This window comes from Kothea flammea, assembly GCF_052161645.1.
Lineage (GTDB): Bacteria > Planctomycetota > Planctomycetia > Pirellulales > Pirellulaceae > Laterigemmans.
Genome location: NZ_CP197414.1, coordinates 1,224,479 through 1,237,345, shown reverse-complemented (window position 1 = coordinate 1,237,345; position 12,867 = coordinate 1,224,479). Strand labels below are relative to the sequence as shown.

Annotated in this window: 9 protein-coding genes; 6 read left to right on the top strand and 3 right to left on the bottom strand. The window is 58.7% G+C overall.

Going from position 1 to position 12,867, the window contains the following annotated elements; all coding sequences use genetic code 11:
• Positions 1-106: 106 nt before the first annotated feature.
• From SH139x_RS04355 to larB, 3 genes are all read right to left on the bottom strand, one after another.
• Positions 107-391: a hypothetical protein gene (locus SH139x_RS04355; RefSeq protein ID WP_488354066.1), complete on the bottom strand. Its 285-nt coding sequence runs from the start codon at positions 389-391 to the stop codon at positions 107-109.
• Between the two features lie 178 nt (positions 392-569).
• Complete coding sequence (locus SH139x_RS04350; RefSeq protein WP_488354065.1) at positions 570-1,478, bottom strand: NAD(P)H-hydrate dehydratase; 909 nt, start codon at positions 1,476-1,478, stop codon at positions 570-572.
• A 52-nt stretch (positions 1,479-1,530) separates the two neighbouring features.
• Complete coding sequence (gene larB / locus SH139x_RS04345; protein WP_488354064.1) at positions 1,531-2,352, bottom strand: nickel pincer cofactor biosynthesis protein LarB; 822 nt, start codon at positions 2,350-2,352, stop codon at positions 1,531-1,533.
• Positions 2,353-2,476: 124 nt separating this feature from the next.
• Between larB and SH139x_RS04340 the strand changes: the two genes are divergently transcribed.
• From SH139x_RS04340 to SH139x_RS04315, 6 genes are all read left to right on the top strand, one after another.
• Positions 2,477-3,691: an argininosuccinate synthase gene (locus SH139x_RS04340; RefSeq protein ID WP_488354063.1), complete on the top strand. Its 1,215-nt coding sequence runs from the start codon at positions 2,477-2,479 to the stop codon at positions 3,689-3,691.
• A gap of 97 nt (positions 3,692-3,788) precedes the next feature.
• Positions 3,789-5,813, top strand: a complete 2,025-nt coding sequence (locus SH139x_RS04335) for an SGNH/GDSL hydrolase family protein (RefSeq protein WP_488354062.1) — start codon at positions 3,789-3,791, stop codon at positions 5,811-5,813.
• 125 nt (positions 5,814-5,938) lie between these two features.
• The gene (gene trpB, locus SH139x_RS04330; RefSeq protein WP_488354061.1) at positions 5,939-7,165 is read left to right on the top strand and encodes a tryptophan synthase subunit beta; all 1,227 of its coding nucleotides are present in this window, start codon (positions 5,939-5,941) and stop codon (positions 7,163-7,165) included.
• Positions 7,166-7,315: 150 nt separating this feature from the next.
• Positions 7,316-8,152 carry a tryptophan synthase subunit alpha gene (gene trpA, locus SH139x_RS04325; protein ID WP_488354060.1) on the top strand — a complete coding sequence of 279 codons (837 nt, stop codon included), beginning with the start codon at positions 7,316-7,318 and terminating at the stop codon, positions 8,150-8,152.
• 71 nt (positions 8,153-8,223) lie between these two features.
• The gene (locus SH139x_RS04320; RefSeq protein WP_488354059.1) at positions 8,224-9,564 is read left to right on the top strand and encodes a hypothetical protein; all 1,341 of its coding nucleotides are present in this window, start codon (positions 8,224-8,226) and stop codon (positions 9,562-9,564) included.
• Positions 9,565-9,706: 142 nt separating this feature from the next.
• Positions 9,707-12,760 (top strand): RecQ family ATP-dependent DNA helicase, encoded by a 3,054-nt coding sequence (locus tag SH139x_RS04315; RefSeq protein WP_488354058.1) that lies wholly within the window; start codon positions 9,707-9,709, stop codon positions 12,758-12,760.
• Positions 12,761-12,867: the final 107 nt, after the last annotated feature.

Here is a 12,867-nt window from a genome sequence, read left to right as displayed (position 1 = left end):
TCAGCCAGTTCTAGACATTCGTGATTGCTATCGTCAGCTCCCGATTATGCCCCGAACGAGCAGGTTTCGGTAGGCGTATTCCGGCCAGTGGAAAGACGCGACCAGCTTATCGCTGCCAAAAATAGCGCGTCGTTGCGGTCAAATCGCCCGCGGTCGGCAGCAGTGTGCCGCGGTAATGCAACCGACGCACACTGTTTCCAAAAATGTGCAATGGGCGGTAAGGACGTTGGACCACGGGCAAGCTGTTAGTCCGTTGCCGGTCATCGCCCAACTTCAGCACGCGGGGGTGCCAACCGGGCTCTTGAGCGACCAACCGGCTGGCTGGCAAGCAAGTGTCCAGCAATACGATGCTTAACACCAATCCTACAATCTTGCAACAATTTCGCTTCATTTGAACTATCGACCCGCTTTCGGCTGCCAAGGTTAACGCTGTTCGAGAGCCCGACGCGGCAACAAACAGTCACTGACCTGCTTGCCGCGCGGCTCTCAAAACAAAGCTAGCATCCAAAAACGGCGGAGGCGGAAAAAGCTAGCCAAGGCCGCTTAGCCGACTGATTTACACCTCAGCTTCAATCCTCAGCTTCTAGAGTTGCCGCATTGACGGCAGCCGGGATCTGAGCGATCAGGTCCAGGGCTGTCATGCCCGCCATGCCGATCTCAGAGGCTGCCAAGTCACCAGCCAGACCGTGTATCCAAGCGGCCAAGATGGTTGCATCCCAGGCCGCCAGCCGCTGGGCGAGCAACGTCGCGATGATGCCAGTCAAGCAATCGCCGCTGCCACCACTGGCCATCCCCGGATTACCAGTCCGATTCAGGTATTCACGCTGGCCATCGGTCACGTAGGTCCCCGCGCCTTTGAGCAGAATGATTGCCCCGCTCTTAGCAGCCAACCGGCGCGCGGACGCCTGCTGAGCCGTTCGATCCGCGGCACTGCTGCCGCTCAGCCGCTGCCACTCGCCCGGGTGCGGCGTCAAGACAATTGGCCCGCTGTATCTTTGGGGCTGACTGGCTTGCTGGGACTGGCTGAGCCGCTGGGGCCAAGCTGGCTCCGCCGCCAATGTATTCAGTCCATCCGCATCGATCACCCGCGGCACCTGCTGCGTTAGCACCCACTGCAGCACCGCCCGCCCCCCCCCGGCGGTTCCCATCCCGGGCCCGACGGCAATCGCATCGGGCTGGCTGCTGATCTCGGCCAATTGCTCACCGGCCTTGGCGGCAAACTGCCCCGCTGGGTCGTCGGCCAGGGGGCGCGTCATCACGCAAGGGTTAAAGACAGCGACTGTTTCCAGGCAGCGATCGGGAATTGCGGCCGTTACCAGTCCAGCGCCGGCTCGCAAGGCGCTAGTCGCCGTCATGGCTATCGATCCAGCCATTCCCCGCGAGCCGCCGACCACTAGGACTCGCCCAAAGTCACCTTTGTGCGCGGCGCTGTCGCGACGGGGGAGGTGCAGTGGCGGAGCAGGGTGGGGAACAGTCATTGGCAAAGCCACAAAGCGGTCGGACGGAGGGCAAGATCGGACGGAGCGAGAATTAGCGAGCAAAGCATGAAGCGGCCGAGCGGCTGACCATCAAGCCGGCCAAGTAACCGGCTTTAAATCCGGCGTCTATATTCACAACCGCGACTCCCGCGGCGCAGCTGGTCAGCATCCCCAACATGGCAGTAATGCCGCCGAACGCCGCACCGTAACCGACGCTGGTTGGCAAGCCGATCACTGGGCAGCGGACATGCCCTGCCACCACGCTGGGCAAAGCACCCTCCATGCCGGCGGCCACCACGATCGCCCCAAAACCTTGTAATTCAGGCACGATGGCTGGCAAACGCTGTGGCCCGGCGACCCCCATGTCCTCAAAAAATCGGCAGGGCACACCCATCCAGGCCAGCGTCTCACAAGCTTCCAAGGCGACTCCCCGGTCGGTGCTACCAGCGGTCACGACAGCCACGCCGCGGGGCGTGGGAGCCAGTGTGCCGCGCTCGGCGGTGGGGTCCGCCAGCGGCTGCTGCGATAAACGCAAAGTTCGCGCCGCCGGGGTGTGATAGACGTGCGGAAAGCGTGTTGCCAGCCACTGGGCATCCTCCGCTGGCAGCCGCGTCACCAACACTTGTTGCTGTTGGCCGAGCAGACTGTTGGCGATCCGTTCGATCAAATCGGCAGATTTACCCTCGCCGTAGATCACCTCGCCAAATCCGCAGCGGGTCGTGCGCCCCACGTCGACGCAGGCTCCGGAGACCATTTGCATGGCGCCAGCCAAAAAAGCCTCGGGCTGATTAGGCGAGCCCGACACCGCACCCTCTGGGGGGCCACTGCCCGCGTCTGGCGGCCCCGAGCCGGTTGATTCTGATTGTTTGCTCACTCGAAGGGGTCCCCGTGTTGTCAGTTAACCGTGTTCAGCTGCACAATACCACTCCCGCGCTGCTGACCCGACTGTCGCAGCCGGTAAATTTTACAGCTGTTTAGTCTTAATCGGAAAGTCAACTATGAAGCGCTGCGTGCTGGCATATTCGGGCGGCCTGGATACCTCGGTAATCCTGGGCTGGTTGCAGGATCAAGGATACGAAGTTCACACGGTCTACGTCGACCTGGGGCAACCGGGTGAGGATCGTCAAGCGACGCTGGAGAAAGCCCAGCAGTGTGGCGCCAAATCGGCCCGGATCGTCGATGTCCGCGAAGAACTTTGCCGCGACTTTGCTTTCCCCGTGCTGGCTTGGCAAGCTAAATACGAAAGCATTTACCTGCTCGGCACCTCGATCGCGCGGCCGCTGATCAGCAAAGTCTGTCTGCAAGTGGCCCGCGAAGTGGGCGCTTCGGCAATCGCCCACGGGGCGACGGGCAAAGGGAATGACCAGTGTCGTTTTCAGTTGGCCGCCGAGGCGCTCGATCCGGCAGTTAAAGTCATCGCCCCTTGGCGGATCCCCGAGTTCCGCGCCGCCTTCCCGGGCCGCACCGAATTGATCGAATACTGCCGCAGCCGTGACATCCCCGTGAAAGCAACCAGCGCCAAGCCTTATAGCAGCGATGAAAATGTGCTGCACATCAGCTACGAAGCGGGGCAACTCGAGGCGCTCGATGCCTGCGGCGTGGACCTGGTCGACTTTGGCATGGGAGTCAGCCCGCAAGCGGCCCCCGACACGCCCGAAAGCGTGACCGTCGGCTTTGAATCGGGCGTCCCAGTCACGCTCAATGGGGCCCGCGTCGACGCGTTGGAAATGGTCGAGTCGCTGAACACCATCGCCGGTCGCAACGGCGTCGGTCGCATCGACATGATTGAAAATCGTTTTGTTGGTATGAAGAGCCGCGGGGTCTATGAAGCACCCGGCATGACGGCACTGTACGACGCCCTGATGTATATCGAACAATTGACGCTCGATCGCGACCTCCAGCACCTCCGCGACCGACTCAGCCCCGAAGTGGCCGAGATGGTTTACTACGGTTTCTGGTACACGCCCAAAATGGATGCCTTAATGGCCTTCATCCGCGAAGCGCAACGCCCCGTCACGGGCGAAGTCACGCTGCGTCTCTACAAGGGGAACGTGCAAGTCTTATCACGTTCCAGCCCCAACAACTTATATGATGAAGAAATTGCCACCATGGAAGGTGGTGGCTCGTATAATCAAGATGACGCCGAAGGCTTTCTCCGCATTCAAGGTTTGCCGGGAAGAGTCCAAGGGCGAATTAATCCTCGCGAGTATTAGCCTCTCGCCAGCAGCCGATATTTTTGCCAGTCAGTGAACAGCCACGCTTTGCCGTGGCCGCCTGTCGCGGTTCCCATGTTCTCAGTGGAGTGTTTCGATGATGAAAGCGGGCCGGATCATTTGCGGTTTCATTTTCTGCAGCTTGCTCGCGAGCATTCAGCCGCCCCGAGCGGCCTCGGCAGATTGGCACGGCTGGCAACGACTCGACTTTCGCGTCGCCAATCGGGATGCGCTATTGATCTTGCCCAAAGCTGCCGCCAGGGGCAAGCCATGGATTTGGCGGACTGAGTTTTTCGGCCATCAGCCGCAAGCCGACTTGGCTTTGCTGGCAGCCGGATTTCACGTGGCCTACATTGACATGCAAAACCTTTACGGTGCGCCCCCAGCCATGCGGGCGATGGATGCGATGTACGCACACGTCACCGCAACTTACGAGCTGGCCGACCGCGTGGTGCTAGAAGGTTTCAGCCGCGGGGGGCTGTACACATTGAACTGGGCCGCGCGCAATCCCAGCAAAGTGGCCTGCATTTATAACGACGCGCCCGTCTGTGATTTCAAGAGTTGGCCAGCCGGCAAGGGGCGGTCGCCTGGTTCGACCGCGGATTGGCAACGCTGCCTGCAAGCTTATGGATTTGACAACGAAGCGGCGGCGCTAGCTTACGCGGAGAATCCGATCGACCAACTGCAGCCGCTGGCAACCGCTAAGATCCCACTCTTACACATCTGTGGCGCTGATGATAAGGTCGTACCACTGGAGGAAAACAGTTTGCTAGTCAAACAGCGTTATGAGGAATTGGGAGGTCCAATCACGATGATTGTCAAACCTCACTGTGGTCATCACCCGCATTCGCTAACAGAACCCACGCGAATTCTCAACTTTATTTTCACCCACACGGGCCTGCCTCAACACGTTACGCCAGCCGAGACACCGTTCGGATATGATTATTTTCAGCTCCGCGATTCTCTCGCACACAGTCGCGAACAGTTCGAGACCCGGAAGACAGGGCGAGTCGTTTTTCTGGGAGGTTCGATCACAGCCTCCAGCGGCTGGCGAGATTTAGTCTGCCAACACTTGCAGGAGCGTTTTCCAGATACTGAGTTCGACTTTATCAACGCCGGCATTCCCTCCTTGGGATCGACCCCCGGGGCGTTTCGTTTTCAACGTGACGTGATGCCGCATGGGCCGGTCGATTTGCTGTTTGTGGAAGCGGCTGTCAACGACGATACGAATGGCTTCAGCGACGCTGAACAGGTGCGTGGCATGGAAGGCATCGTCCGTCAAGCATTGCTGGAGAATCCCCAAATAGACATCATCATGCTGCACTTTGCCGATCCCGGAAAAGTGGCCATGATCCGGCGGGGTGAATCGCCAGCGGTGATCGTGAACCACGAACGGGTGGCAGCCCATTATGGCGTCAGCTCCATTGACCTGGCCCGCGAAGTCACCGAGCGAATTGATGCTGGGGAATTTACTTGGGAAGAAGATTTTCGCGACTTGCATCCAGCCCCCTTCGGCCACCAGTTGTACGCCAACTCGATCACCAGACTGTTTGTCGCCGCTTGGGATTCGCAACCAGCGGTGAGTGAAAAACTAGGCGTGAGCGAGAAGCCGGCTGACAAGCCACTACCCCAGCCGCTTGATCCGGCCAGCTATTTTCATGGGCGGTTGATTTCACCGACCGAGATTGCCACCGCCGAGGGGACCACGCTGGGAACTGGCTGGCGATTCGAAGCGGCTTGGCAGCCAGACAACGACGCGGGGACAAAGCGAGTCGGCACGCGACCTGGCTTCGTGAATGTGCCGGCGTTGGTGACTGAGGAGCCGGGAGCGACGATGCGATTTTCCTTCGGCGGCAGGGGGATCGGTGTGTTCGTCGCTTCGGGGCCCGATACGGGGCGGCTGGAGTATCGCCTGGATGATGGGGATTGGCAAACCTGTGAATTGTTTACCCAGTGGAGTCCCGCGCTGCATTTGCCCTGGGCCAAGATGTTGGCCGCCGACTTATCCCCTGGAAAACACTCGCTCGAACTGCGAGCCGCCGCGACGTCGGACCCCCAAAGTGCCGGCCAGGCAATCCGCATCATTCACCTGCTGGTCAATGACGCATCGGCGGCTGAATAGTTAACGTTTGCGCGGCCAAACGGTGTTAGCAATTGACCATCGCACGCATCTGATCGACAATACTGATTGAAACTTTTGTCAACCTGCGTTGTCCGCACGCCATATTTTAACCCTGAAGATTTTGCATGAGCACAATTGAGCCCAATTTGAAAGCGAGTCAGCAGGTACCCGATCCACGAGGGCGTTTTGGAGATTTTGGTGGCCGGTTTGTCCCCGAAACACTGACGCGAGCGCTCGACGAGTTATCGGACGAGTATGAACGCGCAAAACGCGATCCTTCCTTCCAGCGTGAATTGGACCAGCTGCTGAAGACCTTCGTGGGCCGCGAGTCACCGCTGTATCATGCTCGCCGCTTGAGCGACCAAGTGGGCGGGGCGCAGATTTGGCTGAAGCGGGAAGACCTCAACCACACGGGTGCTCACAAGATCAACAACACGCTCGGCCAAGGTTTGTTGACCTTGCGGATGGGCAAGACGCGAGTGATTGCCGAGACGGGTGCCGGTCAGCACGGCGTGGCCTCGGCGACGGCGTGCGCCCACTTCGGATTGCCCTGCGTCGTCTACATGGGGGCAGAAGATGTTCGTCGCCAGCAACCCAACGTCTTTAGCATGCGGTTGCTCGGCGCCGAAGTGCGACCGGTGGAAAGTGGCTCGCGAACGCTCCGCGATGCGGTCAACGAAGCGATGCGGGATTGGATGAGCTCAGTCGAAGACACGCATTACATCATCGGCAGCGTGATTGGCCCGCATCCTTTCCCGATGATGGTGCGAGACTTTCAAGCGGTGATTGGACGCGAGACGCGTGCGCAAGCGATTGAGACTTGGGGCCGGTTGCCCGATTGCGTGGTCGCCTGCGTGGGCGGTGGTAGCAATGCGGCTGGCATGTTTTACCCTTTTATCGAAGATGATGAGGTGCGATTGGTCGGCGTGGAAGCGGGTGGACGTGGCGCGGCGGCCGGCGAGCACGCTTCCCCGTTAACTTTCGGTTCACCAGGCGTGTTGCATGGTTCCTACAGCTACGTGATGCAAGATGAGGATGGCCAAACCAGCGATGTGCACTCGATGAGTGCCGGGTTGGATTATCCAGGCGTCGGCCCCGAGCACAGTTACTGGAAAGATGCGGAGCGAGTCGACTACATCAGTTGCCGCGACGACGAGGCGTTGGGATCGTTTGACAAATTGGCGCGGAGCGAGGGCATCATGGCTGCTTTGGAGACGTGTCACGCGGTCGCGAAGAGTTTAGAAATTGCCGCCACGATGCGGCCCGACCAACACCTGGTGATCTGCCTCTCGGGACGCGGGGACAAAGACGCCATGGAGTTGGCGAGGTTGCGCGGCCAATCGTGGGCATAGTCGCCTTTCGCTCCGCCGAAAGTACCCTTGGGCTGGGCAGATCCATCCGATACAGTCGAGGAGAAGAAGAACGCTAGGTTTACCGCAAACTTGGCACTTTGTCCGCTATCCCGCCCAGCCAATTTGCCAGCCCCTTGAGAGCCCCCCGACATGTCCGCCGTTGACGAACTATTCAAGAGCTTACGCGCATCGGGACAGAAAGCGTTACTCCCCTTCGTCACAGCGGGTGACCCTGACATTGCCGTGACAGGCGAGATTGTGCGAGCGATGAGTGCCGCGGGGGCCCATTTGTGCGAGATCGGAGTCCCCTACAGCGACCCGATTGCCGACGGACCGGTCATTCAAGCTTCCTATCAGCGAGCCCTCGACAATGGATTTCGCTTGCGGCAGTTGTTCGAGTTGGGGAGCGATTTGACTGCCGGTCCACAAGTGGTCAAGTTGCCTTTGGTCACCATGGTCAGCTATTCGATTATCTTGCGAACAGGGATAGAGAATTACGTTCGCCAAGCGGTCGCCGCCGGGTACAGCGGGGCGATCGTTCCCGATTTGCTGGTTGAAGAATCGGCGGAAACGGCCCGCGTTTGCCGGGAGTTCGACTTTAGCTTGATTCAGCTGGTAACGCCGACCACCCCCCGCGAGCGTCAGCGGCGGATTGCCGAACTGTCGACAGGTTTTCTCTACGTCGTCTCGGTCACCGGAATTACCGGCGAACGCAGTTCGATTGCAGGCGGGTTGCTCGATAATGTCGCTTGGCTTCGCGAACAAACTGAGCTGCCAATCTGTATCGGCTTTGGGATCAGCGGTCCGGAACAGGTCCGCCAACTGGCCCCGGTGGCTGATGGCTTGATCGTCGGTTCGGCATTTGTCCGCCGAATCGCCGCCGCCGCGGAAGACCGAGCCAGCATGCTCGCAGACATTACAACGTTTACGCAGCAACTGCTCGAGGCACTGGACCAGCCCGTTACCGACAATGAAGTTAGCAATTAGCTAGCGGTTTTGGCGCTAGCCACGAGCCAACACGAATCACAAATACCCTTTTGCAGCGGAGTCACTCAACGATGGATGTGCGTCACTGGTCAATGCTCGCCGGCCTTGCCCTCTTACCTTGCCTCGTCGCTTGTGACAGGTCACCCGACGGGCACGTCGACAAGGGCTCGGCCGTCGGCGACCAAACGGCCGACACGGCGATCGTGATTCCTCCTGACGATCCGGAGGTTGTGAAAACAATTGAAGCAACCTCGGGAGTGGTTTTCGAGCGCGAGGACGACAACATTGTTAAGTTGAACTTGCTGGCACTCTCGCCTTCTGATTTGGAATCGCTGAAGGAGGAGTTTGCTTGGGCGCGTGGTTTGCCAGCGCTCAAGCAGATCATTGCGAGTGGACCGGGCGTCAACGACGAAGCGATGGCCCAGTTAGCGGGACATCTCAATCTCTCGGTGCTGGCATTTGAAAAACGGAGTTCCGTCACCGACGCTGGGATTGAGCTGATCAAAGACCTGCCCAACTTGACCGACGTCAGCTTGGAACGCAGCGAGATCACCGACGAGTCGCTGAAACATTTGTCGGAGAGCAAAACGATTTTACGCATTCGCGCGCCGCGGACGAAATTGACTGACGCCGGCGTGATGCATTTGGTCAGTGCGCCGCAGTTGGAATTGCTCGACGTGCTAGAGTGCACGGGTATCTCGGACGCATGCCTGCCGGCGGTTGGCCAGCTGACGAACTTACGAAATTTCCGCGCGTACGGTCGGCAAATCACCAACGAGGGGATGCCCCACTTGGCAAACTTGAAAAACTTGGCCGCCCTCGGTTTGCAGTATGCCAACGTCAATGACGAAGGGTTGGCCCAGCTGTCCGGACTGGTGAATCTCAAGGAAGTCAATCTTTACGGAACCTATATCACCGACGCCTCGGTGGAGACGCTGGCCGGGTTCCCCAAGCTGGCCAAGGCGCGGCTGCGAGACACTTCGATTCGAGGCGAGAACGCGCCTGGATTTGCCGAAATGCAAGCCATGCGGGATCTCGATTTGAGCGAAAGCCCGGTCCAGGATGACGCGATGGCCCCGATTGGCAAAATTACCGGCTTGCAAAAGCTAAATCTCTGGAATGCGGAAGTCACCGATGCGGGCGTCGCCGAGCTGAAGGGGCTGACAAATTTGATCGAGCTCAACTTAGAAAACCTGTGGGACGTGACCGATGCGTCGCTAGAAGTGGTCGCAGGATTTCCGAAACTGAAAACCTTAAACGTCGGTGGCACCAGCGTCAGCGACGAAGGTTTACCCAAGCTTTATGGTCTGAAAGAACTGCGGACGTTGAATCTGTCCGGTTCGGAAGTCAGCAAAGCGGGTTACGAGGCGCTGCAGAAAAACATGCCCTGGGTCACAAAGATTGAATTCTAAAGACCTTGTGGTTGGCTTGTCAGCGGACCATCTTGGCGACTCGTGGTAGGCGAGCTGGCCCGCAGGCGCTATAATCGGCAGGTGATCAACTGATAACTAGGCCATGCACAATCCGCAGTGGTTTGGGGAGCGATAGCTGACGATGCCAATTACGGATGCTGAACCGTCGAACTTGCTGGGGCGGTTCGGCCTGCAGACTTTTCGTCCCGGCCAGGATCAAGTCGTCAAATCGGTACTCAGTGGCGAGGATGTGCTCTGTGTCATGCCCACCGGCGGTGGCAAGAGTCTCTGCTATCAACTACCCAGTTTGGCATTAGCCGGGACAACGATTGTCGTTTCTCCGCTGATCGCTTTGATGAAAGACCAAGTCGACAGCTTGGCCGAACTCGGAATCGCGGCCGCTTTGATCAACAGTTCGCTGTCGATGGCGCAGCAGAACGAAGCGATGCGACGGATGGGCAACGGCGAGTTCGACTTGGTGTATGTCGCTCCCGAACGCTTGCGTAATGGTCGTTTTCTGGAAGCTGTCGCTCAGGCCAACGTCTCTTTGCTGGCCGTTGACGAAGCCCACTGCATTAGCGAATGGGGGCATGATTTTCGCCCCGACTACGCGCGTCTCGGTCAATTTCGCCAGCGCTATTTGGGCGACGTGCAGACGATTGCCTTGACCGCGACGGCGACCCCCACGGTTCGCGATGACATCAGCCGTTTGCTGAACCTCCGCTCGCCGCGGATGTACGTCACAGGGTTTGCTCGCGACAACCTTCGCTTCGAGGTGCAACAGTGCAAAGGGGATCGTGAAAAGGATGCTTGGCTGGTCGACTATTTGGCCACTCAAAATGGTGCCGGCATTATTTACGCGGCGACTCGCAAACGTTGTGAAGAGCTGGCCGGCTGGCTGCCGGAAAAGTGCCGCCGCCCGATCGGTGTCTATCACGCCGGCATGGAACCTGCGCAGCGACAACATGTGCAGGAGCAGTTCATGGCGGGCAAACTCTCGGCGATTGTGGCCACCAACGCTTTTGGCATGGGGATCGATAAATCTGATTTGCGGTATGTCGTCCATTACAACATGCCGGGCACGCTGGAAGCTTACTATCAAGAAGCGGGGCGGGCCGGTCGAGATGGGAAGCCGAGCGAATGCGCGTTGTTGTTCAGCTATTCCGATCGGCACATCCAAGAGTTCTTTATCGAAAACCGCTATCCCACCGCGGTGCTGGTCCGAAAAGTCTACGAGTATTTGTTGCGGCGCAGCGAGGACCCCATTGAGCTAACGTTAGCCGAAGTGCGTGACGCGGTCGACAAAAATGCCTCGGCCGAGGCGATTGGTGCATCGGAAACCCTGCTCAGCAAAGCCGGTGTGCTGAAGCGGCTCGACAGCAGCAGCAACCAAGCGGTCGTCCGCATCGAGAGTGACCTGCCCACGTTGGTCGATCTGTTGCCGCGAGAAGCCAAAGTCCGCCGTCGCGTGCTGCGGGCTGTCGAGAAAGTGGTCGGCTCGCATCGGCACGAAGATGTCTACGTGCGGCCACAACGCTTGTGCGAAATGGCCGAGGTCAGTCGGGAACAGCTCAGTCGCGTGATGCGCGAATTAAGTGGCCTCAACGCCTTTGATTACGTGCCACCATTTCGCGGCCGAGCGGTACATTTTCTGCGGCGTGATTTGAAGTTTGAAGAGCTGGAAATCGACTTCGATGAACTGGAGACTCGCAAACAGGCTGAGTACGAAAAGCTCGAATCGGTAATCGGCTTTGCCCGCACATCTCGCTGCCGCCAACGTGAGATCTTGGACTACTTTGGCGACCCGTCGGAAAGCAAATGCAATGTTTGTGACCGCTGTGCGCCGATCAATCCGCGACTCGTTGCCGCTGGCCAAATTAGCGGCGCGGAAATCGAAGCCAACAAAACCGACTGGTCGGCCGACGCCGATCTTTGCCGTGGCATTCAGATTGTGCTCAGCGGCATCGCCCGCACCCACGGTCGCTTTGGCAAGGGACTCGTGGCGCAAATGTTGTGTGGCTCGCAGAATAAAAAAATGCAGCAGTGGAAACTCAGCCGGCTAAGCACTTTCGGTATGCTGTCTGGCCTGAGACAGTCGCAAGTTACCGACGTGATCGATGCTTTGACGGAAATTGGCTTGGTCGGCCAAGTCGAAGTCGAACAACGTCGCCCCACCGTGCTACTGACCGACCAGGGCAAAGAAGTGATGATGGGCCGACAACCCGTCCCGTCAGCCCTCAAACTCTCTTTTCCGCTGGCCAAACAGTTGGCCCGGGTTGCTGGCAAACTGGAAACTGCGGATGTGACCGGGCGGGGCAGCGGTCATGGATCCCCGGCAGGGCAAGAAAACTCGGCCGCCGATCAGGCGAATCTGGCCAATCTGGAACCTCAAGGCGACTCTGGCGACAATCACAACGACAATGAAGCCGCGGGTGAAAACAATACGGGTAATAGCAACGCGGGCGATAGGGCTCCCGACAGCGTGCTCGGTATCAGCAACAATACTGTCGACATTCTGATTGGCCGGCTGAAGCAATGGCGGCGGCGAGTGGCGGCAGCCTCGGGGGTTCCTGCATTCCGCGTGCTAACCAACGCCACTTTGGAGCGAATCGCCGAACTGGCTCCGCGGAGCGTGACCGAACTGGAAGCGATCAGCGGCGTGGGACCGGCGACGATCGAAGAATATGGCTTCGATTTAATTGAGCTGGTCGTGCACAGCGCGGGGGATCATTCGCCACCCGACCAGTCGCCACAATCTGCCCAATCCTCCCCGGCGGGTTCCGCCGCTGGCGCACGACCAGAGCGGGAAAATCTGGCTGTGAGCGAGCTGGTAAGTGAACAAGTGCCGGAGCAGGTAACTGAGCAGGCGGTAGAACCGGTCGCCTCAGCAGAATCGGGCGAATCAAACACGCAGACTGCTCCCTCAGCGCCAGAACGTGATTCCAGCTACTGGACATGGCGACTTCTGCACGATGGCTATTCGATTGAGCAAGTTGAGCAGATCCGACGTATTGACAGGTACGGACTATTGAGTGACTTAGTTGCTCAAGTTCGCGGAGGTCAAGCTCTGGACCAAAATTGGCTACGGGAACCTAGCCCGTTGCGGCCTACAGTCCAGGGTGATGGCCAAGCGAACAGGTCCGAAGAATTATGGCAAGAACTAAATCGGTTGGTATTGGTGGGCAGTCGCGGTTAGCCAACCGGCATGATGGTCGCTACAATGCGAACCATCAGTTACAAAATAGTTAGGTTATGCAGTCGGCGATCCGGCTGCGCGGCAACGCATTCCAAACACATCGTCTC